The following is a 24,102-nucleotide window of genomic DNA, read 5'->3' on the forward strand; positions in this document are numbered from 1 at the left end:
CGGGTCTGTCCTCAGTTACGTCAGGGCGCCAGCGCGGTGCGGGCCCTCTCCGGGTTTCTGTAACGTTCGATCTCGGCCACGTCGGTTTCCGCCTCCAAAGCCAGCATAAGCTTGTGCAGATGCTCAGCGTCGCTGAGATCCACGCTTAACAGCAGGCGGTAAAAATCCGGTTTCCGGTCCACGAACTCGAGGTCAGAGATATTGGCGTTGTTCTCGCCGATCAATGTGCAAATACGCCCCAGTACGCCGGCGTCATTGCCAATGGTGACAAAGAGCTGCACCGCATAGATCGCTTTGTGTTTTCCGGCATGCCAATGCAGATCCAACCAGCGATCGGGCTGGTCTTCGTAGTTGGACAGCGAATCGCAGTCGATGCTGTGCACGACTACGCCCTGCCCGCGGTAGGTGATGCCAATAATGCGTTCGCCGGGGAGTGGCTGACAGCAGGGGGCACGTTTGAAACTCTGGTCCGCAGACAAACCAATGACCGCGCGCTCAGAGCTGATTTCATCGGCTTCCGAAGGGGCCAGATCAGGATAGACCGCCTGTAGAACCTGCTGCGCGGTCAATTCCGCGGAGCCGAGACGGGCCAGCACTTCGTCACGATCTTTCAGACGCAGGTGTTTGGCGGCCAGATCCAGCACTTTGTCGGTGGACTTTTTGCCGACATGCTCAAAAGCGGATCGGGCAAGTTCGGCCCCGAGTTTCACAAAACGCTCGCGGTCCATTTCCCGCAGTGCGCGACGAATCGCGGTACGCGCTTTGCCGGTCTTGGCCATATCAAGCCAGCTGGCCTGTGGTGTCTGCCCCTCGGCGGTGATGATCTCAACCGATTGGCCGTTTTTGATACGTGTCCAGAGCGGTACGCGGGTGTGATCGACCTTCGCGCCCACACAGGCATGGCCGATCCGCGTGTGGATGGAATACGCAAAATCGACAGGTGTCGCGCCACGGGGCAATTGCACCACTTCGCCTTTCGGCGTGAAGCAGAACACCTGATCGGAATACATCTCAAGCTTCACAGCTTCGAGGAAATCCTCGTGATCATCATCGGCATCAAACTGTTCAGTGAGGCCGGAAATCCATTTCACCGGGTCGACGGCAAAGGGGTTTTCGCCCCGCACACCATCTTTGTAGGACCAATGCGCGGCCACACCGGACTCGGCCACATCGTGCATCTGACGTGTGCGGATCTGCACCTCCACACGGCGGCCATTGCGGCCGGAGACAGTGGTGTGAATTGAGCGGTAGCCGTTGGATTTTGGTTGGCTGATGTAGTCTTTAAAACGCCCCGGCACCGCGCGCCAACGCTGATGGATCACCCCAAGGGCGCGGTAACAGCTGTCCTCTGAATCGGTGATGATGCGGAAGCCGTAGATATCGGAAAGTCGGGAGAAGCCCTGATCCTTTTCCTGCATCTTGCGCCAAATCGAATAAGGCTTTTTCGCACGCCCGTAGACCTCGCCGTGCACATGCTGGTCGGACAGCACCTGCACTATATCGGCGGTGGTCTTTTCGATCACATCGCCGGTTTCTTTCTGCAGGGTCACAAAGCGGCGCATGATCGAGGCGCGCCCATCGGCGTTGAGCACCTTGAACGCAAGATCCTCAAGCTCATCGCGCATCCACTGCATGCCCATGCGGCCCGCAAGCGGCGCGTAAATATCCATGGTTTCACGCGCTTTCACGGCCTGTTTCTCTGGTCGCATGGCCTTGATCGTGCGCATGTTGTGCAAACGGTCTGCGAGCTTCACCAGGATCACGCGGAGATCCTTGGACATAGCCATAAACAGCTTGCGGAAGTTTTCGGCCTGTTTGGTTTCTGAGGAGGACAGCTGCAGGTTGGTCAGCTTGGTCACGCCATCCACAAGCATGGCGACCTCATTTCCAAAACGCTCTGCCACCAACTCATAAGAAGCTTTGGTATCCTCGATCGTGTCGTGCAAAAGCGCGGTTATGATAGAGGCGTCATCCAGCCGCTGCTCTGCCAGAATACAGGCAACTTCAATCGGATGGGTAAAATAGGGCTCGCCAGAGTGGCGGAACTGGCCCTCATGCATCTCGCGGCCAAAGTCATAGGCCGCGCGAATAAGATCATCATTGGTCTTAGGGTTGTAGGCGCGAATGTGGTCGACAAGTTCGTCAGCAGGGATCATTAGCGCCTACCGTCATTGCTGGGGCCTTAGCCCTGGCCTTGCGCTTCCATGAGGGCACGCAGAAGTTTCTCTTCGGACATGTCGTCCTCAGCCGGTGTGTCCGCTTCGGCACCCATCAGAAGCGCCATGCGGTCTTCTTCTGGTTCGTCCACTTCGATCTGGCTCTGGTTGGATTCGATCAGGCGCTCGCGCAGTTCATCCGCAGTCTGGGTTTCTTCTGCAATCTCGCGCAGTGCCACCACTGGGTTTTTGTCGTTGTCGCGATCCAACGTGATTGCGGCACCAGCCGAAATTTCACGGGCGCGGTGGGACGCGAGCATCACCAGCTCAAAACGGTTCTGAACTTTGTCTACGCAGTCTTCAACGGTCACGCGGGCCATGAGGCACTCCAGTCATTAAGCATCGGGTCGGAAGTCGTGTATGTAAGCGGGATTGTACCCCTTGACAAGCAGGATTCACAGAGGCTGCGGTTCATTGCGGTCTGTTTCAGGCAATTGCGCAAACATTTCCGCAACTGTGAGGCCAATCAACGGGTGGCGCCAGTGCGGGGCGATGTCCAGAAGCGGCGCCAAGACGAAGGAACGGTCCTGCACACGCGGATGCGGGAGAATCAGTTGCTCTGGTGCGAGGGTTGCCTGTGTTGCCAAGTCGAGTTCACGCCAATGCGTTTGCGTGGCTGCATCCGGCAAAACCAAATCGTCCATCGCAATCAGATCAATGTCCAAAGGACGCGTCCCCCATCGCGTGATACGCTCACGGCCAAAGTCGGATTCAACTTGATGCAGGTGGGTGAGCAGCTCATTTGCTGTCAACTCTGTGTGAACGATGACCGCGGCATTCACAAAATCGGGCCCCGCACCTGCTGGAAAACAAGGGGTTTGAAAGAATCGGCTAATTGCGCGAAGATGGATTGCATTGCCACTCAGCAAGTTAATCGATTGAAAAAGCGTTTCTTTGGGGGACCCCGATTTTGAAGGCAGGTTGCTGCCAAGCGCCAGGAGGGCGTTTCTGCTCACGTAAAGACTCCGTTACACCGAGTTGAAAGTGACGTGCCGCAGGTGCTTGAAGGCACGGAGATATACCTATATTTTATTTAACGCTGTCGTGCCTATCCAAATTTACACTCACGGGACATTCAAAGCGCGACAGAGCCAGAAAGGACAATTTATGTTTTACAAAGACGAACGGCTCGCGCTGTTCATAGACGGTTCGAATCTGTATGCGGCTGCCAAGTCGCTCGGGTTCGATATCGACTACAAGCTATTGCGGCAGGAATTTATGCGCCGTGGTAAGCTGCTTCGCGCGTTTTACTACACAGCGCTTCTTGAAAATGATGAGTATTCGCCAATCCGCCCACTGGTCGATTGGCTGCATTACAATGGTTTCACCATGGTGACCAAGGCCGCCAAAGAGTACACGGATGCTCAGGGCCGCCGGAAGGTCAAAGGAAACATGGATATCGAGCTGGCAGTCAATGCCATGGAGCTCGCACCGCATGTGGACCACATTGTGCTGTTTTCGGGAGATGGGGACTTCCGGCCGCTGGTGGAAAGCTTGCAACGTCAGGGCGTGCGCGTGTCGGTGGTGTCAACCATCCGCAGCCAGCCTCCAATGATCAGCGACGAACTGCGTCGTCAGGCCGACAACTTTATTGAGTTGGATGGTCTGCGCGATGTGATCGGCCGCCCGCCACGTGACCCGATGCCAGAGCCGGGCCGTGAAGCGGAGATGGTGGGCGACTAAGCCCGCCACCTTTAAGATCTTTGAAAACCGGGGTGCGCTGCATTCCGGTTATTTTGCGGCCACGGCCCTGCGTCGTGTCAGCCCCGTTTCCTGACGTTCTTGCGCTTTTTCTCGCAAGCTTTGCCATCGCCATCGCGATCCAACCCGTAAGGGTCTGGCCCTACAACCTTGATTGGACCATTCACGTACATAGGGCCATTGCCACTGCCCCCCGCGCAGTCGACATCTGGCCCATTTGGCGGCAAACAGGCCCCGATATAGCTGGGATGACAAGATTTCTCGGCACTGGCCGGAGAGACTGTGAAAGGCAGGACTGTCACAACAAGCAACACGCCAAAGTTTATTCTGTTGCACTTCATGGCAGCGCGATAGTTTACTCGCTGAGCGTGTGAAAGCCCAAAGCGCCCGTAGCACGCAAAGACACAAACAAAGACAAGAGGTTGAAGATGCGACGCATTCCCTTGGCGCCCCTAACACTTGGGTTGGCAGGCGTGATCCCGTTTCTCTGGGGCGCCCTGACCTATGTGAACGCGGATCTGGCGCTTTGGACAACCGAAACGCTCGGCCCACGATTTGCCGGGCCTTATGTGCAGCTTTATTATGGTGCGATCATACTGAGTTTCATGTCTGGCGTGCTCTGGGGATTTGCCACCAAAGCCGAAGGGGGGCGGGCCGCCACCGGCTATGTGCTGTCGGTCATTCCTGCGCTCTGGGCGTTTTTCATGACCGGGGGCGGGCCGGTGAGTGCAGGCACCAATCTGATTTTCGGGTTTGTGGGGCTATTGGCGCTGGATTTTGCGTTTTTCCGCTGGGGACTGACACCTGTGTGGTGGATGCACCTGCGCCTGCTGTTGACGGCCATTGTGGTGAGCTGCCTTGCGATGACTGTGATGTTTTAAACAATTGCATTTGAAACCCTTGGGAGGGAGATGATGATTTCAGTTCAGTTTTTGGTCACCGCACTGGTGGTTGTGATCGCGCCGGGCACAGGTGTGATTTACACACTGGCCATGGGATTGGGCCAAGGCCCACGCGCCGCGATTTGGGCGGCTGTGGGATGTACGTTGGGCATTGTCCCGCATTTGGTTGCCGCCACTTTGGGGCTGGCGGCGGTGCTGCACACCTCGGCTGTTCTTTTCAACATCGTGAAGTTTGCCGGCGTGGCCTACCTGCTGTATCTGGCCTGGCAGACACTGCGCAGCGAGGGCGCGCTGCGGGTGCAGGCAGAGCAGCGCCAGCAGATCGGCGGCGTGATTGCCCGGCGTGGAGCGCTGATCAATATTCTCAACCCCAAACTGTCGGTGTTTTTCCTCGCCCTGCTGCCTCCGTTTTTGAGCGGCAGTGCGGCCACGGCACCTGTTGAAATGGCAACACTGGGCGCGATGTTCATGGCGATGACCTTTGCGGTGTTTGTGCTTTATGGGCTGTTTGCTGCCAAAGCGCGGGATATGCTGTTGGGCAGCGAGACCGTGATGGCTTGGCTGAACCGCAGTTTTGCGGCGCTGTTTGTGGCGCTGGCTGGCAGACTGGCATTGGAGCGGACATGAGCGATCAGGAAACGATGAAGGTTTATGCCAAGGCTGCCGGAGACTATGCAGAGCGCTTTTCGAAAGTGGCCGAAGGCGATATCGATCAGCTGAAAGATCTGAACGGGCTGTTTGCATTGTTGCCAGACAACGGGCTGGTGCTGGACCTGGGATGTGGGCCGGGACAATGGGCGGCCAAGATCCGGGATGCTGGGTATCAGGTGCAGGCGATGGATGCCTCCGCTGAAATGGCAGCTTTGGCGAAAGAGAAGTTCGATCTGGATGTCACCGTCGGGGTGTTTGAAGACCTGACCGCAGAGGCGAAATACGATGGCATCTGGGCCAATTTCAGCCTGCTGCATGCCCCCAAGGCGGATATGCCCGCGCATTTGCTCCGCATCAAAACCGCATTGAAACCACGCGGGGCGTTCCACATTGGCATGAAGCTTGGCACAGGCGAAAGCCGCGACGCACTGGGGCGGTTTTACAGCTATTATGAGGAAGCCGAGTTGATCGACCTGCTGGAAGCGGCCGGGTTCACCATCACGCAGAAAAGGCGGGGAAATGCCAAAGGATTGGCTGGCAGTGACGACACATATGTCATACTGACCGCGCATGGCTGATTTGATTGCATATACCGATGGCGCATGTTCTGGAAATCCGGGTCCGGGGGGTTGGGGCGTGCTGCTGCAAGCCAAAGATGGCGAGACCGTGATCAAATCCCGTGATCTGTCTGGCGGTGCCCCTGAGACCACCAACAACAAGATGGAGCTGATGGCCGCGATCATGGCGCTTGAGACGCTGGAGCGGGCCAGCACCATCACCGTTGTGACGGACAGCACATATGTCAAAAACGGTGTGACTGGCTGGATTTTTGGCTGGAAGAAAAACGGCTGGAAGACATCAGCCAAGAAGCCTGTGAAAAACGTCGAGCTGTGGCAACGGCTGGATGCGGCACAGGCGCGCCATCAAGTGACATGGGAATGGGTCAAGGGCCACGCAGGCCATCCGGAAAACGAGCGCGCTGATGAGCTGGCGCGCGAAGGCATGGCGCCGTTCAAAAAGTAAGCTATTGGACAGTAAGCAGCGCTATTTGCGGTAATGGGTCGGCACGATGATCAGCGCGCCGATGGAGGCGACGATGGCGTTCATGCCGGGGCTGCCAAAGCCGATGTGGAACATGCGGCTGATCATGAAAAACAGAAATGCGCCGCCGACACAGATGATGATCGACGGGATATAGCCATTGTGCGTGAATCCGCTGCGCTCTGAGGCGTAGCCGATGATCCCGGCGATAATCATGGTTCCAAAAAAGGCAAAGAACATCGCGCGCCCTTAGAATTGCTGACCTTTGGTGAGCGGGAAGCCCCGCAGAAAGATATCCGCATCCTGCGCGCCTTTGCCCGCACGTTGCAAGCGCAGAAGCTGCACGGCCCCTTCACCACAGGCGACGGTGATTGACGTCTCATCAAGCAAGGTGCCAGCCTCTCCTTGCCCTTCGGCAAGGCGGGAAGCGAGGAGCTTCACCCGCTGGCCATCGATCTCGGTCCATGCGCCGGGGAACGGCGACAGGCCACGGATTTTGCGATCCACCTCGATGGCGGGCGCGGACCAGTCGATGCGGGCCTCTGATTTGTCGATCTTTTCGGCGTATGTCACGCCGTCGTCCGGCTGAGGCTCAGCAGGCAAATCCGCAAGCGTGGCCAGTGTGTCGACAATGGCGGTAGAGCCCAAAGCCGCAAGCCTGTCATGCAGCTGGGCGGTGGTTTCTTCGGCACCGATGGCGATTTCGCGGCGCAGGCGCACAGGGCCAGTGTCGAGCCCCGCATCCATCTGCATGATGCAAACGCCAGTGTCCGCATCCCCGGCCATGATCGCGCGATGGATCGGCGCAGCCCCACGCCAGCGCGGCAAAAGGCTCGCATGGATGTTGAGGCAGCCCTGTGCAGGCGCATCAAGCACGGCTTGCGGCAGAAGCAGCCCATAGGCCACGACGACCCCCACATCTGCTTTCAGGTCACGGATGGTCTTTTGCACCTCGTCGTTGCGCAGGCTGGTGGGGTGATGGACCTCAAGTCCCAGTTCAAGCGCGCGGGCATGGACCGGAGTTGGGCGGTCTTTCTTGCCACGGCCCGCGGGGCGCGGCGGTTGGCAGAAAACGGCAGCAATGTCGTGGCCTGCCTGCACCAATGCATCAAGAACGGAGACGGAAAACTCCGGGGTGCCCATGAAAAGAATGCGCATTTTGTGTCTCCTGTGAGGTCCGTTCCGCATTGGTGGTGCTGGGTGCTTAGCGCTGTTTCTGCGCCTTTTTGATCAGCATGGCCCGTTTGGTTTTGCTGAGGTGGTCAAAGTACATTTTGCCATTGATGTGGTCGATCTGGTGCTGAACGGAAGTGGCCCAGAGACCAACAAAATCCTTTTCCACAGTTGCGCCATGCTCATCCATATAGCGCACGGTCACTGCGCGCGGGCGGGAGATTTTGGCAGACACACCAACAAGGTTGGGGCTGGCCTCTTCATGTTCACGCGGCTGCACTGAGGCGTGCAGGATTTCGGGATTAGCCATGCGGACGGGCTGATTGCCCTCTTCGGTGGCATCCACCACGATCAGACGTTTGAGCACGCCAATCTGGTTTGCGCCCATACCCACACCGGGCATCGCATACATGGTGTCGATCAGATCATCCCAGACTTGGCGAACCTCATCGGTGATCTCTGCCACAGGGTCAGAAACAGTGCGCAGGCGTTTGTCGGGCCATGGCAGGCAGGGGCGAACGGTCATGGTGTGGTGTATCCTTGCAAAATCTCGGCGCGGGCGGAGGCAGACATATGATCGAGCGTCACACGGCCATCGAGATGATCCATTTCATGTTGAATGCAGCGAGCTTCAAACCCGTCAAAAGCCTGCTGGTGCGCCACGCCCAGCGCATCCGTCCACCGCACTGTGATCTCAGACGGGCGCACAACCGGCACCATCAGATCAGGGATCGACAGGCAGCCCTCTTCAAGCGTGTCCTCAACCGCGCTCAGATCGACGATCTCTGGATTGAGGAAGGCCATCGGCGTGCGCGTGCCCTCTTTCCAAGTGCAGTCCATCACAAAGACACGTTTCATGACCCCGACTTGCGGCCCGGCGAGGCCACGGCCTGGGGCGGCATACATGGTGTCAAACATATCAGCGATCAGGGGGCGCAGGTCTTCCCCGTTCACAGGGGCGCAAACCTCAGACAGGCGCGCATCTGGATAAAAAACCAGCGGAAGAACACTCATCCGCGCGCCAGCTCACGCTTCATTTTCTGGCTCTTACGGGTCATCATCTGGCGTTTCATCGGGCCCAGATAGTCGATGAATAGTTTGCCGTTCAGATGGTCGATTTCATGCTGCACGCAAGTGGCCCAAAGACCATCGAAGTCTTTCTCCTGCGGGTTGCCATCGACATCAATCCAGCCCACGCGCACTTCGGCGGGGCGGGTGACCTCGGCGAACTGCTCCGGGATCGACAAACAGCCTTCTTCATAGACGCTGAGATCGTCGGAGCTTGAGAGCACTTCGGGGTTAAACATCACCACCGGCTCCGGCTCGCCATCCTTGACGCAATCCATCACGATCAGACGCTCAAGCACGCCCACCTGCGGCGCAGCCAAGCCAATGCCGGGCGCGTCATACATGGTTTGCAGCATGTCATCGGCCAACGTGCGCAGCTCGTCACTCAGATCGGCAACGGGAGCGCAGAGTTTTTTCAGGCGCGGATCGGGGTGGATGAGAATGGGTTTGATCATGGCCTCCATCTAGGACAGACGCGCCCCATACGCAACGGGGTAGGCGCGCCGCACGCAAGATGGGTTGCACCTGCGCCGCATTTCGCTAGCGTGCCTTGCATTGTTAAACAAAGGACGCACCGCATGAGTTTTGACGAGATCATCGACCGTTTTGGCACCCACTCTGTGAAATGGGACATGATGGAGCAAATCTATGGCGTGCCTGCCGATGACGGGATCGCGATGTGGGTTGCGGATATGGACTTCCGCCCGCCGCAATGCGTGGCAGATGCGATTGGCAAAATGCAGGCGCAGGGCGTCTATGGCTATTATGGTGACGAGACCGCCTACAATGAGGCGATTTGCTGGTGGATGAAGACCCGCCATGGCTGGGATGTGGATCCCGCGGCGATTTTCACCACCCATGGGCTGGTGAATGGCACCGGGCTGTGTGTTGACAGCTTTACCAAGCCAGGGGACGGCGTTGTGCTGACCACGCCAGTGTATCACGCTTTTGCCCGTGTCATCAAAGCGGCGGGACGTGAGGTGGTGGAATGTCCACTGGCGCTGAATGACGGGCGCTATGAGATGGATTTTGACGCCTGGGATGCGCAGATGAAAGGACATGAGACCATGTTCATCCTCTGCTCGCCGCACAATCCGGGGGGCCGCGTCTGGACGCGCGAGGAGCTGCAGGGCGTTGCCGATTTCTGTAAGCGCCATGACCTCATTCTGGTGTCCGATGAGATTCACCACGATCTGGTCTATGCGGGCAACACCCACATTCCAATGACACTGGTCGACGAGAGCATTCTGGATCGGTTGGTCATGATGACGGCGACCACGAAAACCTTCAACATCGCTGGCAGCCATTCGGGCAATGTGATCATCCCGGACACAACACTGCGTGCGAAATTTGCAGCGCGGATGGCGGCACTTGGGATTTCGGCCAACAGTTTTGGCCTGTTCATGGCGGAAGCGGCCTATTCGCCCGAGGGTGCGGCCTGGGTGGATGATCTGGTCACCTATCTGGATGGCAACCGCAAAATTCTGGACGCGGCGATTGCGGATATTCCGGGCGTGGCCTCGATGCCACTTGAAGCGACCTATCTGAGCTGGGTGGATTTCACAGACACCGGCATGTCGCGCGCAGAATTCACCAAACGTGTGGAAAAAGACGCGCGCATTGCGGTGAACCACGGGCCGACTTTTGGCAAAGGTGGGGAGAACTTCCTGCGCTTTAACATTGCCACGCCACGGGCGCGGGTTCAGGAAGCCGCAGATCGTTTGCGCGCGGCTTTTGCGGATCTGCAATAAGAGTTTTCGCGCTCTCCGACCGTTCAGACGGTACGGGGAGCGCGGTTTGCCCCGCGATCAGTGCTGTTCGATCAGCGCGACGGGGGCACCGTCTTCCTGATAGAAATCGACGGGCGCGCGATCCATCGCTGGCGTGGAGCGTTTGAACTCATAGCGCATTTCGCCATCTTCTTCGTCGGTTGCGATCACCAGACACTGATAGAGGTGCTTGCTGCCGTCATAGAGATCCACCAGCCCACGCAGTTGCGGAGCGGTTTCGGCGTCTAGGGTGAACCCATCTTCCCAGTAACGCAGCACGCGAATGCTACGACCATCTGCCTCGACACGCAGGCGATGGCGCTGTTTCAAAGCCTTTTTACGGGCCGCATCAATGCCCGCCTGAACTTCAGCAGAAAAATATGTGGTCATTTGGAATCTCCAGCAGCGGTCCTCATCGTCCCTTTCAGTATGGCCCCGGTCAAGCGAAGATTTTGTAAACGTCGCGCCTGCGGCGGCTGCGCAACGCCTTGTATTGGCGCGATTTACCTGTGGTGTCTGTGCGGATGCGCGCAGTGATCGCGCGGATATGTCAGTTTTCTGCGTAGGGCGCGCACCCTAACTTGACCTGACACACAGAGCCAACCAGCACAGCAAACAGGAGCGCGCCATGGGCCTTTTGGTAGACGGAAAATGGACCGACCAGTGGTATGATACTAAGTCCACGGGCGGCAAATTTGTGCGCTCCCAGTCGCAGTTTCGCAATTGGATCACCGCCGATGGCAGCGCCGGGCCAAGCGGCATGGACGGCTTCAAAGCGGAGAGCGGGCGCTACCACCTCTATGTGTCTTATGCCTGCCCCTGGGCGCATCGCACGCTGATTTTTCGCAAGCTGAAGGGTCTGACGGATCACATCAGCATTTCGGCGGTGCATCCCGACATGCTTGGTGAAGGCTGGACCTTTGAGAAAGACGATGCCGGCGCAACCGGTGATACGCTTTATGGCCTGCCCTTTGCCCATAGCCTCTATACCAAAGCGGATGCCACCTATTCCGGCCGGGTGACCGTGCCGATCCTCTGGGACACGCAGCGCGAGACCATTGTGAGCAATGAAAGCTCTGAGATCATCCGCATGTTCAACAGCGCCTTTGACGGGCTGACCGGCAATACGCTGGATTTCTGGCCAGAGGCTGAGCGCGATGCAATCGAAGAGGTCAATGCGCGGATCTATGACACGGTGAACAACGGCGTTTACAAGAGCGGTTTTGCCACCTCGCAGGCGGCCTATGACGCGGCTGTGGTGCCGTTGTTTGACACGCTGGACTGGCTGGAAGAGAGGCTTTCGCAAAACCGCTATCTGATGGGAGATCACATCACCGAAGCGGATTGGCGGCTGTTCACCACATTGGTGCGCTTTGATCCGGTGTATCATTTACATTTCAAATGCAACCGCAAGCGACTGATCGATTATCCAAATCTCTGGGCCTACACGCGGGAGCTTTTTCAAGTGGAGGGCGTGGCGGAGACCGTGAATATGGATCACATCATCGGCCACTATCATCGCAGCCACGAAAGCATCAATCCGCACCGCATTGTGCCGATCAATCCGGTGCTGGATTTTGACGCACCACATGGGCGTGGTTGAGCACCGCTTGCCAAAACCCGCCTGACTGGTGTAGCCGCGCTTTGACAGACAGTTTTGACAGGCTGGGAGCGCGTCACCATGCAGGCGGAAAAAGACTTGGTTTCAGTAATGCCGCCCCGCGATCATGGCGGTGGTATTGATTCAGCGGTGGCACGCTGGGGCGGCACGCGAGCTGACTGGCTGGACCTTTCCACCGGGATCAATCCCGTGCCCTACCCGCTGCCAGAATTCACCGCGGCGGATTGGAACGATCTGCCCGATCAAGCGGCGCAGGACGCCCTGCTGACAGCGGCACGCACCTTTTGGAATGTGCCGGATGGGGCAGAGATTATCGCAGCGCCGGGGGCCTCGGCCCTGATTGCCCGCATTCCAGCGCTGGCACCTGCGGACGCTGTCGATATTCCAAAGCCCACTTACAATGAACATGCCGCCGCTTTCGCGGCGCAGGGCTGGGCGGTTGAGGATACCGCTCGCACAGCGCGGGTGCTGGTGCATCCTAACAACCCCACTGGCAAGCTCTGGCAGGCAGAGGATGTCGACGCGCCGCTGGTTGTCATTGACGAAAGCTTCTGTGACGTGTGCCCGGATCAGAGCCTGATCCATCTGGCAGATCAGCCGGGGCGGATTGTCCTCAAGAGCTTTGGCAAGTTCTGGGGGCTCGCGGGCCTGCGGCTGGGCTTTGCCATTGCAACGCCTGACACCATTGCCAAGCTTACCGCGCTCACGGGCCCCTGGGCCGTGTCTGGACCGGCCTTGCGCACGGGTGCAGCCGCCCTGCAAGATCACAGCTGGGCTGAGACAACACGGACACGGCTGCAAACAGACAGCGACCGGCTTGATGGAATGATGACTGCCAAAGGCGCGCGGGTTGTGGGCGGCACCACGCTGTTTCGCCTGTACGACGTGGCAGACGCTGCCCGCTGGCAGGCAGATCTGGCCGAGCGCCACATCTGGAGCCGCATTTTCCCTTATTCAGAGACTTTTTTGCGTCTTGGCCTGCCCGCCCCGGATCGCTGGGCACAGCTGAAAGACGCGCTGACGCATATGGAGACACACCCATGAGCACCGCATGTGTACTGGTTGGCGCAATGCTATTGGATGCCGCGCTGGGAGAGCCACGCTGGCTGTGGCAGCGCCTGCCCCATCCCGCTGTGCTGATGGGACGCGTGATTGGCATGGCGGATGCACGATTCAACACCGGTGAGATGCGCCGCCTGAAAGGTGTGCTGGTTGTTGTGGGACTGGTGATTGGTGCCTTGTTGCTTGGTAAGGTGATCGGTCTGTTTGGCTGGTTGCCAGAGCTGCTGATTGCCGCAATCCTGCTGGCCCAACGCTCGCTGGTGGATCACGTGCGCGCCGTGGGCGATGGGCTGCGCCTGTCGCTGGGGGATGGGCGGCGCATGGTGGCGCGGATTGTCAGCCGCGACACCGCCGCGATGGATCAAAGCGCAGTCGCGCGATCCGCTATTGAATCCGGTGCTGAGAACCTGAGTGATGGCGTGATTGCCCCGGCCTTCTGGTTCCTGATCGGAGGGCTGCCGGGCCTGCTGGTTTACAAGGTGGTGAACACCGCAGACAGCATGATTGGCTATCGCTCTGAGACATACCTGAAGTTTGGCTGGGCGGCTGCACGGCTGGATGATGTGTTGAACTGGGTGCCCGCACGCCTGACGGCGATTTTGATCGCAGTGAGCCACGCAGGGCTTTCGCAATGGCGCGACATCCGGGCGGATGCAGGGCTGCACCGCTCCCCCAATGCGGGTTGGCCAGAGGCCGCCATGGCGCGCGCCTTGGGCATCTCTCTGGCAGGGCCACGTGCCTATGATGGCAAAATGCAGAGTTTTCCATTTGTGAACCCGCAGGGGCGCAAAACGCTAAGCGCTGAGGATGTGGATGCCGCCTGCACCGCGTTGTGGCGCAGCTGGGCGCTGACATTGGCGGCGGCGGTGGTGCTCGCCCTGTTCTGAACGCTTGCCCCAGCATCCCCCTCTGGCTATGTCTGTGCGCAGATTTTGCTTTAGGGACTTTCAGATGCGTCTATTGCCTGCGCTTGCCGCTGCCGTTCTTTCCATCACCACTGCCAGCACAGCCATTGCGCAATGCGGCGGTGGATTTAACAGCTTTGTCAACGGCCTGAAGAAAGAGGCGCGTTCCATGGGCTATGACAAAAGCACGGTGAATGCGTTTTTTGCCAATGTGCGACAAGACCCGGCGACGCTCAAAGCGGACCGCAGCCAGGGCGTGTTTCAGCGCCCGTTTCTGGATTTCAGCCAGCGTCTGATCAGCCAGAACCGCATAGATGTGGGCCGCAAGAAAGCACAGCAATATGCCAGCACGTTTGATCGGATTGAGCGTCAATATGGCGTGTCGCGCGGGGTGCTACTGGCCTTTTGGGCGTTTGAGACTGATTACGGCGCGTTTCAGGGGGATTTCAACACACTGAATTCGCTGGTGACATTGTCTCATGACTGTCGCCGTCCGGAGCTGTTCCGCCCACAGGTGTTTGCCGCACTTGAGCTGTATACACGTGGCGACCTGAGCCCGACCAAGACCACAGGCGCCTGGGCGGGAGAGATCGGCATGGTGCAGATGCTGCCCGCCGATATCATCGAAAACGGTGTGGATGGCGACGGCGATGGAAAGGTGCGCCTGAAAACCTCCCCGCAGGATGCGCTGATGTCTGGGGGCAAGATGCTGTCGCATCTTGGATGGCGCGCCGGGGAGCCATGGCTTCAGGAGGTCACTGTGCCGGCCAATCTGGATTGGTCCAAATCCGGGCTGGACACCACGTTACCAGCCAATCAATGGGCCAAGATGGGCGTGAAGCCGCGCGAAGGGCGGCTGGCCAATCTGCCCGCCTCGCTGTTGCTGCCACAGGGGCGCAAGGGCCCGGCCTTTCTCGCCTATCCCAACTTCAATGTCTATTTTGAGTGGAACAAGAGCTTTGTCTATGTGACCACTGCGGCCTATTTCGCCACGCGGTTGGAAGGGGCCGCGCGCTATGATGCGGGCAATGCTGATCCCGGCCTCAGCGGCGCGCAGATGAAGCAGCTGCAGACAAAGCTCAAGGCGCGCGGTCATGATGTGGGCAAAGTGGATGGCATTCTTGGCAAGCTCACCCGCCGTGCTGTGCAAGCGGAACAACAGCGCCTTGGCCTGCCCGCGGATGCATGGCCCACGCAGCAGCTGCTGAACGCGCTTTAAGTGTCTGCCTCCTGGTGTGCGCGCTCTTCGCGCACCGGGAACCGCATGCCATCTTTGGTTTGCAAGACAAGTCGACCATCATTTTCCACAATCCGGTCACAACGTTCGACGCCCGTCACAAAGGTCACGCAGAAGGTGCTGTCTGCGGTGACCTCCCAATGGCCATACCAGGTGCCACCGCCACCGTAGGTGTATTGATACTGGCCATTGCTTTCAAAAACCGATTGGCCGTCGTCAAAAAACACCAGCGTCTGGCCGGAGAGGCGCTCAGTCAGCGCTGCGGGATCAAAAGCTGTGTCACCCGGTTGGGCTTTCCAGTCCTGCGCCGCCACAGGCGTGGCCAGCGACATCAAAACCGCGATCATCATCCGCATCACAGATCCTCCATGGCTCAACTCTAAACCGGGCGGCGGCTGTTGCCCTGTCACAATGCAGTGAGAGCTTTCTTATTCGGCAAATATCCCGGGGAGGAGGCCCGCGTGCGGGCCGGAGGGGCTGGCCCCTCCCCCTTAAGCGACCAGCGTTTCCGCCGCTTTGAGATCAACCGACACCAGCTGGCTCACGCCCTGCTCCACCATGGTCACGCCAAACAGGCGGTCCATGCGGGCCATGGTGACGGCGTGGTGGGTGATGATCAGGAAACGTGTGTTGGTGCGGCGGCACATTTCATCAAGCAAGTCACAGAAGCGCGTGACGTTGGCATCATCCAGCGGCGCGTCGACCTCATCCAGCACACAGATCGGCGCAGGGTTGGCCAAGAACACCGCAAAAATCAGCGCCATAGCGGTGAGGGTCTGCTCCCCCCCTGACAGAAGCGACAGTGTGGAGAGCTTTTTGCCCGGCGGCTGACACATGATTTCGAGTCCAGCCTCCAGCGGGTCGTCACTTTCCACAAGCACCAGATTGGCCTCGCCGCCGCCAAACAGATGGCGGAACAGGAGGGAGAAGTTGCTGTTGACCTGTTCAAAGGCGGTCAGCAGGCGTTCGCGCCCCTCTTTGTTGAGGCTGGCAATGCCGCTGCGCAGAGTGCTGATCGCCGCTTCGAGATCGGTTTTCTCGCTGGTCAGCGCATCATGCTCTTCCTGTACCTCTTTGGCGTCTTCCTCAGCCCGTAGGTTGACCGCGCCAAGGCTATCACGCTGACGTTTCAGGCGGTTCACGTCAGCTTCAATCTCCCCTGCATCGGGCATCTTGTCCGTATCTACCGCGAGGCGTTCGAGCAGGGCGGCAGGTGTCACATCCTGGTCTTCGCGAATGCGCTCTGCGGCGTAGGATACGGTTTCACGTGCGGCATCGGCGCGGGCCTCTGACCGCGCGCGGGCCTCACGGGCCTCACTCGCCGCACGTTCCGCGTCACGTTCGGCGTGCTCAGCGGTGCGCAGCGCTGTTTCTGCCTCCGCCAGCGCATCGGCGGCGATGCGGCGGCGCTCTTCGGCGGCCTCAATTGCGTCAGAGAGCTCTTCGCGTTTGGCGGCGATCTCTTCTGGTGCGGCCCCCGCATCAATCAACTCTTCCTCAGAGATCTCTTTGCGTTCTGCCAGTTCACTGATGCGTTTTTCGGCGGTGTCCAGACGGTGGCGCCAGCCGCTGATCTCTTGGATCACTTCCTGAGAGCGCTTGAGGCGGGCCTCGCCTTCGCGGCGCAGCTCGTCATGGGCGGAGCGGCGCGACATCATCATGATGCGGGCGGCCTCAACCGTCATTTTGATGTCCTCTACATCCTGACGTGCGGCATCCAGATCGCCGAGATCGGCCAGAGCGCGCTCTGCCTCATTGACCTGCGCGCGGGCTGTCATGGCCTCTTCTTCGTGGCGTGTGACCGCAAGACCAAGGCTTTCGAGCCTGCCTTCGGCCAAATTGCGATCCGCCTCTGCGCGGCTCAGGGCACGGTTGGCATCCGCCACGGCCCGATCCGCCGCACGGCGGGCCTCGCGCGCGGCCTGATCAATATCAGAGAGTTCGCGCAGGCGGTTTTGCAAGGTCTCATGAGCGTCCACCGCGCCATCGGTGCGCGCGGTGGCGCTGGCCATGGCTTGCTTGAGCTCTTCCAGTCGGTTGAGTTGTTGCAGGCGCAGCGCCGCGGCGCTTGGCGCATCTTCGGCCCAGGCGCGATAGCCGTCCCAGCGCCACAGATCGCCCTCCAGTGACACGAGGCGCTGGCCGGGTTGCAAAAGCGGCTGCAGGCGCAGCGCATCCTCGTTGGAGACAAGGCCGATCTGACTCATGCGGCGCTCCAGCACCTCGGGCACGGAGACATGTTCCACCAGCGACGTGACGCCATCGGGCAGAGGTTGCAGCGCTTCGTAGGGCGGCAGCACAAACCAGCCCGATGGGCCATCTTCTTCGACTTCCGGGGCACGCAGATCATCGGCCAGGGCCGCGCCCAGCGCTTTTTCAAAGCCCTGTTGCACCTGCAGACGATCAAGGATTTGCCCGCCTTCGGCGGTGTCACGCTCCACAAGTTTGGCCAGGGCCGTGGTTTCTGCGCGCAAGGCGTTCAACTCGCCTTCGGCCTCGGAGCGTTCGGCGCGGGCATCTGCTTCGCGTGACTGGGTGTCTGCCCGCTCTTCTTCAACTTCGGCCAGACGCTCCTCGGCATCTTGGGCTGCTTCAATCGCTTCTTCTTCGGCCTCGCGGGCAAGCTCCAGCTCTTCGGCGGCGCGGCTCAGTGTCTCTTTGGACTCGGCCACAGCATCACGAGCACGGGCGGCTTCGGCTTCGCTTTTGTCTTGGGTCTTCTGGCTGTCATGCAGCAAGCGCTGTGCCGACTGATGCCGCGCTGCGAGGCGGGCCACGTCTTCGGTGAGCTGAGACAGCTCTGCCTCACGTTCCTGAAGCACACTGGCGGCTTCGCGGGCTTCATCTGAGGCAGACTCAAGCTTTTCGGCGTGGCCTTCGCTGGCTTTGGCCAACTCCCGCTGTTCCCATTCCAGCCGCTCGATGGTGTCGCCCGCATCGCGGTTCAGGCCCGCCTCGCGCTCCATATCCCGGCTCAGTTGCAAGATGCGGTTTTTCAGGGTTTCGATGATCTGAAGCGCATGGGCTTCTTGATCATTCAGGCTGTCGCGCTGCACCTGCAGACGTTGCAGGACCGCGGAGGCAATGGCCTCTTCTTCGCGCTTTCCGGGAACCACATCATCACAGGCGACACGTTCTTTGGCTGCAGCGCGGGCCGCGACCTCAGCCTGACTGGCCTGTGTGGTGCGTTCGCGCAACTCATCATCCGCTTTGGCACGCGCATCATCCGCCTCACGCCAGCGCCGATAGAGCAACAGACCCTCAGCCTGACGCAGTTCATCACCGATGGCGCGGTAACGTGCGGCCTGTCGGGCCTGCCGGGCGAGTTGGCTCAGTTGATTGGCCAATTGCTCGATCACGTCATCAACCCGCGCAAGGTTGGTTTCGGCGCCTTTGAGCTTTAACTCCGCCTCATGGCGACGCTGATAGAGGCCAGAAATCCCTGCCGCCTCTTCCAGAATGCGGCGGCGCGCTTTGGGTTTGGAATTGATCAGCTCGGCAATCTGGCCCTGACGCACCAATGCGGGGGAATGCGCCCCGGTGGAGGCATCGGCAAAGAGCATCTGCACATCGCGGGCGCGCACGTCTTTGGTGTTCACCTTATAGGCGCTGCCCACATCGCGGGTGATGCGGCGCACGATGTCGAGCGCATCATCATCGTTAAACCCGGCTGGTGCTAGGCGTTCAGAATTGTCGATCTGCAAGGAAACTTCTGCGAAGTTGCGCGCAGGCCGCGTGGCGGCCCCGGCAAAAATCACGTCTTCCATACCGCCACCGCGCATGGCTTTGGGACGGTTTTCCCCCATAACCCAGCGCAGCGCTTCCAGCAGATTGGACTTGCCGCAGCCATTGGGCCCGACAACGCCAGTGAGACCATCCGCGATGATCAGATCGGTGGGGTCCACGAAGCTTTTGAAGCCGGTCAGTCTGAGTTTGGAGAAGCGCAAATGCTCTGCGGTCCTTGTTTCTGGGGTGATTCCTATGGTTTCAAGGAGTCTGCAGAGCCTTGTGGCGTTGAGTCAACGGCAAACCACAGGATATGGCGAGGCAGGCAGACTTATCCACAAGATATCGGCACCCCTCCAAGACACAGAGGTTGAAACGCAGCTGCCCCATCCCGCCCAAGCGCAGCACCGCCTTCGCCGGACGTGCTGACATCATGTGCGCTTTGTGCGCAATGCTGTCCTAGGGTGACATGTTTTGGGCCGTGGATTTGCACAGTGCTGGACAGCCTTGCCGTCCACTGCCAGATAGATGGTGAGATACGTGAGGGGAGATTACATAATGTCACAAAATTCGAACGGTATAGACGTGGTTGCAGGCGATCCGCGCGAGCCACAGGCCACTGCGCTGTTGCAGGCCAGTCATGCGCTGATGCAGCAGTTGTTTTCAGAAGAAGAAAACCACTACCTTTCGATTGACGAGCTGTGCATCCCCTCCATCCGCTTTCTGGTGGCCAAGGAAGGAGACACAACGCTTGGATGTGTCGCACTGGCCAACAAAGGGGCGTATGGCGAGATCAAATCCATGTTTGTGGATCCCGCAGCACGTGGCAAAGGCATTTCCCACAAGCTTATGCAGCACCTGGATGCAGCGGCGCGCGCGCAGGGCTTGGCGGAAATCAAACTTGAAACCGGCGACAAGCTGACAGAGGCACACAGCCTGTATCGGGCCCATGGGTTTGTCGATTGCGGACCGTTTGGCGAGTATGAAGCCAACAGTTCTTCTATCTTTATGACAAAAACACTCGATTGACGGGAGACGCAGCAGGGCTTGCCCTCCGCCGCGCGGCGTGGTCAAATTACCTGACCAGTTTGATGCGCTCATTTTGAGCGAAAGGAAAGCCATGCCGTTTCAGAAGGTTCAACCGGAAAAACTCTCCACCTCAGTCGTGCGTCAGATCGAGCTTCTGATCTTACGCGGGATTTTGCGGCCCGGAGAACGGCTTCCAGCGGAACGGGAATTGAGCGACCGTCTGGGCGTCTCCCGTCCCAGCCTGCGGGAAGCCATTGCCACCTTGCAGGACAAAGGGTTGCTGACCTCCAAAGCCGGGGCGGGCATTTTTGTGGCGGACGTCTTGGGCAGCGCCTTTTCTGATGCGCTTGTGCAGCTTTTTTCCGCGCATGATGAGGCGGTGTTTGACTACATCGCCTTTCGCCGAGACATGGAAGGTCTGGCAGCGGAGCGGGCGGCAACATTTGCCTCCGACACGGATTTGCAGGTCATTCAGGCGGTGTTTGACAAGATGGAAGCCGCCCACCCCAAGCGCAATCCGACCGATGAGGCGCAGCTGGATGCGGATTTCCATCTCGCTATCATTGAGGCGAGCCACAATGTGATCATGCTGCATATGATGCGTTCAATGTATCAGCTGCTGCGCGAAGGCGTGTTCTACAATCGGATGATCATGTTCAAACAGCGCACCACACGCAGTGAGCTGCTGGAACAACACCGCGCTATCAACTCAGCGCTTCAAGCACGAGATGCGCAGGGATCACGCAATGCTGTGATTGCGCATCTGGATTATGTGGAATCGGCCCTGTCGAACTACAAGAAATCTGCCCAGAACGAAGAGATTGCAAAACAGCGCTACGAGCATGAATTAAGCCGCTAAGACCACTCCCCCAGCGGCTTTGTCAGCGCTCAATCAGATCGCCTTACTTGGTCTCGTTGCCGACGTTTTCAGCAAAGGACTTTTCGAAGTCTTTCTGCTGGGCCGTGCTGGCCTCTGTCTGATAGTTGGCTTTCCACTCTGCCATTGTCATGCCGTAGAAAATCTCGCGCGCTTCGTCTTTGCCCATCTCGATGCCACGCTCATTGGCGGCTTCCTGATACCAGCGCGACAGACAATTGCGGCAGAAACCAGCCAGGTTCATCATGTCGATGTTCTGAACATCGGTGCGCTTTTCCATCAGATGTGCACGCAATGTGCGGAAGGCCGCAGCCTCAAGTTCGATTTGGGTCTGTTCGTCCATGTCACTCTCCTCAGAGCATATTTTGTTTATGGCGTAGCAAGCCCACACATGGGCGACAATACACTCACAGCAATTTCAACGCGATCCAAGGCACCAGCGCAAATACGAAGATCAACAGTTTGTAGGTGCCAAGCCACTGAAAATAGAGCGCGGGCAACCTGTCGTGGGACACACCGGTCAAGCGCGCATGGATTGCAGCCACCTTGCCCTGCATCCCGAAAATGGCCAAGGACGCCGCCAACAGCACCCCAATATGGATAACCGACATCCATCCAAAGAAACTTGTGAGCATGTCATGGGTCATGTTCAGCCTCCTTTTCGGCAGCACTTGTGGGTCACACAATATATGCTGACCTCAGCGCTCTGACGCAAGGAAGAGGCACAGATACAATCTGCGCTACAACCCGCTTTCCGTGAGTGTGTCCTGCAGCAATGTGGCGAGACGTTCCGCCCATGCGTTTTGCTGTGCTTCGGTCTCGATTTCATCGTTGCGCAGTTCGATCAGCGCATTCAGGCGCTGTGACTGCAAGGCATGCTGATCAATGCTGTCACCGGGCAGATCGCCATCATAGGGCTCATTGTCGCCTACGGTCAGATCCTGTTCACGAGACAGGCGGCTCAACAGCGCGTGGCCAAAACGGTCTTCGGGCTTGGCGTGCAGCACGCCAATTTCCCAAGGCCGTGGCGCGCGCCCTTTGAGCTGCGGAGAAAAACTATGCAGGGCAATGATAATCGGCGCCTGCCGCCCAGCCGCGAGGGCCTCCAGAGCGTCGTGATATGGCCTGTAGTGCGTGGCCACCCTGCGTGCAATTTCCGCATCATCCACATCGCGATTGCCGGGAATGATGGTGCCATCATAAAGACGCATCACCAATGTCGGGTCGTCCAGGCCGCGATTTGGATCGATACACAGGCGCGAAAAATTGGTGCAGATGACGGGTGCATCCAAGAGCTCCCCAAGGCGCATCGAGGTGCCCCGCGCACCGACATCATAGGCAATATGACGCGCCATATCTTCGGCGGGCAGGCCGAGGTCACCCCCTGCAATGTCGCTGGGCACGTGGTTGGAGGCATGATCACATGTGATCAGCCAGCGCGCGGTGCGGTCTTCGCCAAATGTGGAAAACGGAGTATATGTCATGGGTCTGTCATTGCTTTTTGCTGAGAGTTAAGAGAATTCAAGGCAAAAGGGAATTCCGCCCGAGGTAAAACTTGCATTTGTTAGCGTTAACAGGTAGCGCAAAGCGCGAGACTTGCCAGATGGGTGAGACCGCCTGCCGCTGGGCAGGCAAAGCAAAGAAAGACCGATCATGAGACGACTGAGAAACGTGAAAATCGTGGCCACTTTGGGCCCTGCCTCTGAAACCTACGACATGATCCGCGCTTTGCATGAAGCGGGTGCAGATGTGTTCCGTCTCAATATGAGCCACGGCAGCCACGAGGAAATCCGCGAAAAGCACCGCATTATCCGGCAGGTGGAAAAGGACCTGCAAAGCCCGATTGCCATTCTGGCGGACCTGCAGGGACCAAAGCTTCGGGTGGGTGTTTTTGCCAATGGTGCAGAAGATCTGGAAGATGGGGCCAAGTTCCGGCTTGATCTGGACAAGGCTGAAGGCGACATCAATCGCGTCTGCCTGCCACATCCTGAAATTTTTGCCGCGCTGAAGCCTGGCGCGAACCTTTTGGTGAATGACGGTAAAATCCGCCTGCAAGTCGAAGACTGCGGCGATGACTTTGCCAATTGTGTCGTGACCACGGGGGGCACAATCTCCAACCGCAAAGGCGTGAATGTGCCGGATGTGGTGCTGCCGCTGGCCGCGCTTTCTGACAAAGACCGCGATGATCTGGAATTTGTCTGTGGACTGGGCGTGGACTGGCTGGCGCTGTCCTTTGTACAGCGCCCTGAAGATGTGACAGAAGCACGGGAGCTGGCCCAAGGGCGTGCGGCCATCCTGTCGAAGATTGAAAAGCCCGCTGCTGTCGAAGCGTTCGACGATATTCTGGCGGTGTCTGACGGGATCATGGTTGCCCGTGGCGACCTGGGTGTTGAGCTGCCCGTCAGTGCGGTGCCCCCGATCCAGAAGCGCCTGGTGCGGAAATGCCGCCATGTGGCGAAACCGGTGATCGTTGCGACGCAGATGCTGGAAAGCATGATCGAAAGCCCGATGCCAACCCGCGCAGAGATCTCTGACGTTGCGACCGCGATCTATGAAGGGTCAGACGCCATCATGCTGTCTGCTGAATCTGCGGCAGGCGACTATCCAATTGAAGCGGTGACCACGATGAACAACGTGGCCGTCGAGGTGGAAAACGACCCGACCTACCGCGAAATCATCGAGGCAAGCCGCACGCAGCCACGCACGGGTGTGGCGGATGCGATCGTGGCCGCGGCACGGGAGATTGCAGAAACCACACAGGTGGCCGCAATCTGCTGTTTCAGCCAATCTGGCACAACTGCCCTGCTGATTGCGCGCGAACGTCCACGCGTGCCGATCATCGCCATGACCAGCCTGCGCGGAACCGCGCGACGTCTGGCGCTGAGCTGGGGCACCAACTGCGTGATCACATCTAACGTCAGCCGCTTTAAAATGGCGGTTGTGGCGTCGGCCCGCGCCGCGCGTGATCTGGGCTATGCGCAGGAAAGCGATCAGATCGTCGTCACGGCAGGCTTGCCCTTCAACGTACCGGGCACAACGAACATTCTGCGCGTTTCGCCCTGTGACGAGCGTTTGATCTTCAACGTCGATTCAGAGTAGCGTCAGCCGGCAATCAACCGGGCCA

The 24,102-nt window shown here is 58.7% G+C and carries 27 protein-coding genes; 13 read left to right on the forward strand and 14 right to left on the reverse strand.

Annotated elements, in window-relative coordinates:
• Positions 1-20: 20 nt before the first annotated feature.
• From PJL69_RS07860 to folK, 3 genes are all read right to left on the reverse strand, one after another.
• A complete protein-coding gene (locus PJL69_RS07860; RefSeq protein ID WP_271309168.1) occupies positions 21-2,156 on the reverse strand; it encodes a RelA/SpoT family protein in 2,136 nt (711 codons plus the stop codon).
• 26 nt (positions 2,157-2,182) lie between these two features.
• A complete protein-coding gene (gene rpoZ, locus PJL69_RS07865; protein ID WP_209059254.1) occupies positions 2,183-2,536 on the reverse strand; it encodes a DNA-directed RNA polymerase subunit omega in 354 nt (117 codons plus the stop codon).
• A 75-nt stretch (positions 2,537-2,611) separates the two neighbouring features.
• On the reverse strand, positions 2,612-3,172 hold the full coding sequence (gene folK / locus PJL69_RS07870; protein ID WP_209097055.1) for a 2-amino-4-hydroxy-6-hydroxymethyldihydropteridine diphosphokinase: 561 nt from the start codon (positions 3,170-3,172) through the stop codon (positions 2,612-2,614).
• A 151-nt stretch (positions 3,173-3,323) separates the two neighbouring features.
• On the opposite strand from folK, the gene PJL69_RS07875 reads away from it, so the two are divergent.
• From PJL69_RS07875 to rnhA, 5 genes are all read left to right on the forward strand, one after another.
• Positions 3,324-3,899, forward strand: coding sequence for a LabA-like NYN domain-containing protein (locus tag PJL69_RS07875; protein WP_209097057.1), 576 nt, complete (start codon positions 3,324-3,326; stop codon positions 3,897-3,899).
• A 446-nt stretch (positions 3,900-4,345) separates the two neighbouring features.
• Positions 4,346-4,798 (forward strand): DUF3429 domain-containing protein, encoded by a 453-nt coding sequence (locus PJL69_RS07880; RefSeq protein ID WP_209097059.1) that lies wholly within the window; start codon positions 4,346-4,348, stop codon positions 4,796-4,798.
• A gap of 33 nt (positions 4,799-4,831) precedes the next feature.
• The gene (locus PJL69_RS07885; RefSeq protein WP_271309408.1) at positions 4,832-5,446 is read left to right on the forward strand and encodes a LysE family translocator; all 615 of its coding nucleotides are present in this window, start codon (positions 4,832-4,834) and stop codon (positions 5,444-5,446) included.
• The gene (locus PJL69_RS07890) at positions 5,443-6,048 is read left to right on the forward strand and encodes a class I SAM-dependent methyltransferase (RefSeq protein ID WP_271309169.1); all 606 of its coding nucleotides are present in this window, start codon (positions 5,443-5,445) and stop codon (positions 6,046-6,048) included. The genes PJL69_RS07885 and PJL69_RS07890 overlap by 4 nt, the downstream gene beginning before the upstream one ends.
• A complete protein-coding gene (gene rnhA / locus PJL69_RS07895; protein ID WP_209097062.1) occupies positions 6,041-6,493 on the forward strand; it encodes a ribonuclease HI in 453 nt (150 codons plus the stop codon). Before PJL69_RS07890 ends, rnhA begins: the two co-directional genes overlap by 8 nt.
• 21 nt (positions 6,494-6,514) lie before the next feature.
• On the opposite strand, the gene PJL69_RS07900 is transcribed toward rnhA, so the two are convergent.
• Genes PJL69_RS07900 through def (PJL69_RS07920) form a run of 5 tightly spaced genes read right to left on the reverse strand, consistent with a single transcriptional unit; the run spans position 6,515 to position 9,207 of the window.
• The gene (locus PJL69_RS07900; protein WP_271309170.1) at positions 6,515-6,751 is read right to left on the reverse strand and encodes a hypothetical protein; all 237 of its coding nucleotides are present in this window, start codon (positions 6,749-6,751) and stop codon (positions 6,515-6,517) included.
• Between the two features lie 9 nt (positions 6,752-6,760).
• A complete protein-coding gene (fmt, locus tag PJL69_RS07905) occupies positions 6,761-7,669 on the reverse strand; it encodes a methionyl-tRNA formyltransferase (protein ID WP_271309171.1) in 909 nt (302 codons plus the stop codon).
• Positions 7,670-7,715: 46 nt separating this feature from the next.
• Positions 7,716-8,210, reverse strand: coding sequence for a peptide deformylase (gene def / locus PJL69_RS07910; RefSeq protein WP_271309172.1), 495 nt, complete (start codon positions 8,208-8,210; stop codon positions 7,716-7,718).
• Positions 8,207-8,698 carry a peptide deformylase gene (def, locus tag PJL69_RS07915; protein WP_271309173.1) on the reverse strand — a complete coding sequence of 164 codons (492 nt, stop codon included), beginning with the start codon at positions 8,696-8,698 and terminating at the stop codon, positions 8,207-8,209. The genes def (PJL69_RS07910) and def (PJL69_RS07915) overlap by 4 nt, the downstream gene beginning before the upstream one ends.
• Positions 8,695-9,207 carry a peptide deformylase gene (gene def, locus PJL69_RS07920; RefSeq protein WP_271309174.1) on the reverse strand — a complete coding sequence of 171 codons (513 nt, stop codon included), beginning with the start codon at positions 9,205-9,207 and terminating at the stop codon, positions 8,695-8,697. Before def (PJL69_RS07920) ends, def (PJL69_RS07915) begins: the two co-directional genes overlap by 4 nt.
• A 123-nt stretch (positions 9,208-9,330) precedes the next feature.
• Between def (PJL69_RS07920) and PJL69_RS07925 the strand changes: the two genes are divergently transcribed.
• The gene (locus PJL69_RS07925; protein WP_271309175.1) at positions 9,331-10,503 is read left to right on the forward strand and encodes a MalY/PatB family protein; all 1,173 of its coding nucleotides are present in this window, start codon (positions 9,331-9,333) and stop codon (positions 10,501-10,503) included.
• A gap of 57 nt (positions 10,504-10,560) precedes the next feature.
• Here the strand turns inward: PJL69_RS07925 and PJL69_RS07930 are convergent, their stop codons facing one another.
• A complete protein-coding gene (locus tag PJL69_RS07930) occupies positions 10,561-10,911 on the reverse strand; it encodes a hypothetical protein (protein ID WP_271309176.1) in 351 nt (116 codons plus the stop codon).
• Between the two features lie 238 nt (positions 10,912-11,149).
• Between PJL69_RS07930 and PJL69_RS07935 the strand changes: the two genes are divergently transcribed.
• From PJL69_RS07935 to PJL69_RS07950, 4 genes are all read left to right on the forward strand, one after another.
• Complete coding sequence (locus PJL69_RS07935) at positions 11,150-12,124, forward strand: glutathione S-transferase family protein (RefSeq protein WP_271309177.1); 975 nt, start codon at positions 11,150-11,152, stop codon at positions 12,122-12,124.
• A gap of 78 nt (positions 12,125-12,202) precedes the next feature.
• Positions 12,203-13,186, forward strand: a complete 984-nt coding sequence (locus PJL69_RS07940) for a threonine-phosphate decarboxylase (RefSeq protein ID WP_271309178.1) — start codon at positions 12,203-12,205, stop codon at positions 13,184-13,186.
• The gene (cbiB, locus tag PJL69_RS07945) at positions 13,183-14,091 is read left to right on the forward strand and encodes an adenosylcobinamide-phosphate synthase CbiB (RefSeq protein WP_271309179.1); all 909 of its coding nucleotides are present in this window, start codon (positions 13,183-13,185) and stop codon (positions 14,089-14,091) included. The genes PJL69_RS07940 and cbiB overlap by 4 nt, the downstream gene beginning before the upstream one ends.
• A gap of 64 nt (positions 14,092-14,155) precedes the next feature.
• Positions 14,156-15,328, forward strand: a complete 1,173-nt coding sequence (locus tag PJL69_RS07950) for a lytic murein transglycosylase (RefSeq protein ID WP_271309180.1) — start codon at positions 14,156-14,158, stop codon at positions 15,326-15,328.
• On the opposite strand, the gene PJL69_RS07955 is transcribed toward PJL69_RS07950, so the two are convergent.
• Positions 15,325-15,702 carry a hypothetical protein gene (locus PJL69_RS07955; protein WP_271309181.1) on the reverse strand — a complete coding sequence of 126 codons (378 nt, stop codon included), beginning with the start codon at positions 15,700-15,702 and terminating at the stop codon, positions 15,325-15,327. The two genes, PJL69_RS07950 and PJL69_RS07955, sit on opposite strands and share 4 nt — an antisense overlap.
• A 135-nt stretch (positions 15,703-15,837) precedes the next feature.
• Entirely contained in the window at positions 15,838-19,293 is a 3,456-nt protein-coding gene (smc, locus tag PJL69_RS07960) for a chromosome segregation protein SMC (RefSeq protein WP_271309182.1), read from the reverse strand.
• A 337-nt stretch (positions 19,294-19,630) separates the two neighbouring features.
• On the opposite strand from smc, the gene PJL69_RS07965 reads away from it, so the two are divergent.
• Positions 19,631-20,101: a GNAT family N-acetyltransferase gene (locus tag PJL69_RS07965; protein ID WP_271309183.1), complete on the forward strand. Its 471-nt coding sequence runs from the start codon at positions 19,631-19,633 to the stop codon at positions 20,099-20,101.
• Positions 20,102-20,192: 91 nt separating this feature from the next.
• The gene (locus tag PJL69_RS07970; RefSeq protein ID WP_271309184.1) at positions 20,193-20,960 is read left to right on the forward strand and encodes a FadR/GntR family transcriptional regulator; all 768 of its coding nucleotides are present in this window, start codon (positions 20,193-20,195) and stop codon (positions 20,958-20,960) included.
• 43 nt (positions 20,961-21,003) lie between these two features.
• Here the strand turns inward: PJL69_RS07970 and PJL69_RS07975 are convergent, their stop codons facing one another.
• The 3 genes from PJL69_RS07975 to PJL69_RS07985 form a co-directional block, all read right to left on the reverse strand.
• Positions 21,004-21,321 (reverse strand): DUF1244 domain-containing protein, encoded by a 318-nt coding sequence (locus tag PJL69_RS07975; protein ID WP_271309185.1) that lies wholly within the window; start codon positions 21,319-21,321, stop codon positions 21,004-21,006.
• A gap of 64 nt (positions 21,322-21,385) precedes the next feature.
• On the reverse strand, positions 21,386-21,625 hold the full coding sequence (locus PJL69_RS07980; RefSeq protein WP_209097079.1) for a DUF6868 family protein: 240 nt from the start codon (positions 21,623-21,625) through the stop codon (positions 21,386-21,388).
• 93 nt (positions 21,626-21,718) lie between these two features.
• Positions 21,719-22,462 (reverse strand): N-formylglutamate amidohydrolase, encoded by a 744-nt coding sequence (locus PJL69_RS07985; RefSeq protein WP_271309186.1) that lies wholly within the window; start codon positions 22,460-22,462, stop codon positions 21,719-21,721.
• A 169-nt stretch (positions 22,463-22,631) separates the two neighbouring features.
• Between PJL69_RS07985 and pyk the strand changes: the two genes are divergently transcribed.
• Positions 22,632-24,077: a pyruvate kinase gene (pyk, locus tag PJL69_RS07990; RefSeq protein ID WP_209097081.1), complete on the forward strand. Its 1,446-nt coding sequence runs from the start codon at positions 22,632-22,634 to the stop codon at positions 24,075-24,077.
• Positions 24,078-24,102 lie beyond the last annotated feature (25 nt).

This window comes from Shimia sp. MMG029 (genome assembly GCF_027947445.1).
Classification (GTDB): domain Bacteria; phylum Pseudomonadota; class Alphaproteobacteria; order Rhodobacterales; family Rhodobacteraceae; genus Shimia.

Bases quoted from the DNA above. Each gene is read 5' to 3' on its own strand.
- PJL69_RS07860 (WP_271309168.1), bottom strand. From the start codon at position 2,156: ATGATCCCTGCTGACGAACTTGTCGACCACATTCGCGCCTACAACCCT.
- rpoZ (WP_209059254.1), bottom strand. From the start codon at position 2,536: ATGGCCCGCGTGACCGTTGAAGACTGCGTAGACAAAGTTCAGAACCGT.
- PJL69_RS07875 (WP_209097057.1), top strand. From the start codon at position 3,324: ATGTTTTACAAAGACGAACGGCTCGCGCTGTTCATAGACGGTTCGAAT.
- PJL69_RS07880 (WP_209097059.1), top strand. From the start codon at position 4,346: ATGCGACGCATTCCCTTGGCGCCCCTAACACTTGGGTTGGCAGGCGTG.
- PJL69_RS07885 (WP_271309408.1), top strand. From the start codon at position 4,832: ATGATTTCAGTTCAGTTTTTGGTCACCGCACTGGTGGTTGTGATCGCG.
- PJL69_RS07890 (WP_271309169.1), top strand. From the start codon at position 5,443: ATGAGCGATCAGGAAACGATGAAGGTTTATGCCAAGGCTGCCGGAGAC.
- rnhA (WP_209097062.1), top strand. From the start codon at position 6,041: ATGGCTGATTTGATTGCATATACCGATGGCGCATGTTCTGGAAATCCG.
- PJL69_RS07900 (WP_271309170.1), bottom strand. From the start codon at position 6,751: ATGTTCTTTGCCTTTTTTGGAACCATGATTATCGCCGGGATCATCGGC.
- fmt (WP_271309171.1), bottom strand. From the start codon at position 7,669: ATGCGCATTCTTTTCATGGGCACCCCGGAGTTTTCCGTCTCCGTTCTT.
- def (WP_271309172.1), bottom strand. From the start codon at position 8,210: ATGACCGTTCGCCCCTGCCTGCCATGGCCCGACAAACGCCTGCGCACT.
- def (WP_271309173.1), bottom strand. From the start codon at position 8,698: ATGAGTGTTCTTCCGCTGGTTTTTTATCCAGATGCGCGCCTGTCTGAG.
- def (WP_271309174.1), bottom strand. From the start codon at position 9,207: ATGATCAAACCCATTCTCATCCACCCCGATCCGCGCCTGAAAAAACTC.
- PJL69_RS07925 (WP_271309175.1), top strand. From the start codon at position 9,331: ATGAGTTTTGACGAGATCATCGACCGTTTTGGCACCCACTCTGTGAAA.
- PJL69_RS07930 (WP_271309176.1), bottom strand. From the start codon at position 10,911: ATGACCACATATTTTTCTGCTGAAGTTCAGGCGGGCATTGATGCGGCC.
- PJL69_RS07935 (WP_271309177.1), top strand. From the start codon at position 11,150: ATGGGCCTTTTGGTAGACGGAAAATGGACCGACCAGTGGTATGATACT.
- PJL69_RS07940 (WP_271309178.1), top strand. From the start codon at position 12,203: ATGCAGGCGGAAAAAGACTTGGTTTCAGTAATGCCGCCCCGCGATCAT.
- cbiB (WP_271309179.1), top strand. From the start codon at position 13,183: ATGAGCACCGCATGTGTACTGGTTGGCGCAATGCTATTGGATGCCGCG.
- PJL69_RS07950 (WP_271309180.1), top strand. From the start codon at position 14,156: ATGCGTCTATTGCCTGCGCTTGCCGCTGCCGTTCTTTCCATCACCACT.
- PJL69_RS07955 (WP_271309181.1), bottom strand. From the start codon at position 15,702: ATGCGGATGATGATCGCGGTTTTGATGTCGCTGGCCACGCCTGTGGCG.
- PJL69_RS07965 (WP_271309183.1), top strand. From the start codon at position 19,631: ATGTCACAAAATTCGAACGGTATAGACGTGGTTGCAGGCGATCCGCGC.
- PJL69_RS07970 (WP_271309184.1), top strand. From the start codon at position 20,193: ATGCCGTTTCAGAAGGTTCAACCGGAAAAACTCTCCACCTCAGTCGTG.
- PJL69_RS07975 (WP_271309185.1), bottom strand. From the start codon at position 21,321: ATGGACGAACAGACCCAAATCGAACTTGAGGCTGCGGCCTTCCGCACA.
- PJL69_RS07980 (WP_209097079.1), bottom strand. From the start codon at position 21,625: ATGACCCATGACATGCTCACAAGTTTCTTTGGATGGATGTCGGTTATC.
- PJL69_RS07985 (WP_271309186.1), bottom strand. From the start codon at position 22,462: ATGACATATACTCCGTTTTCCACATTTGGCGAAGACCGCACCGCGCGC.
- pyk (WP_209097081.1), top strand. From the start codon at position 22,632: ATGAGACGACTGAGAAACGTGAAAATCGTGGCCACTTTGGGCCCTGCC.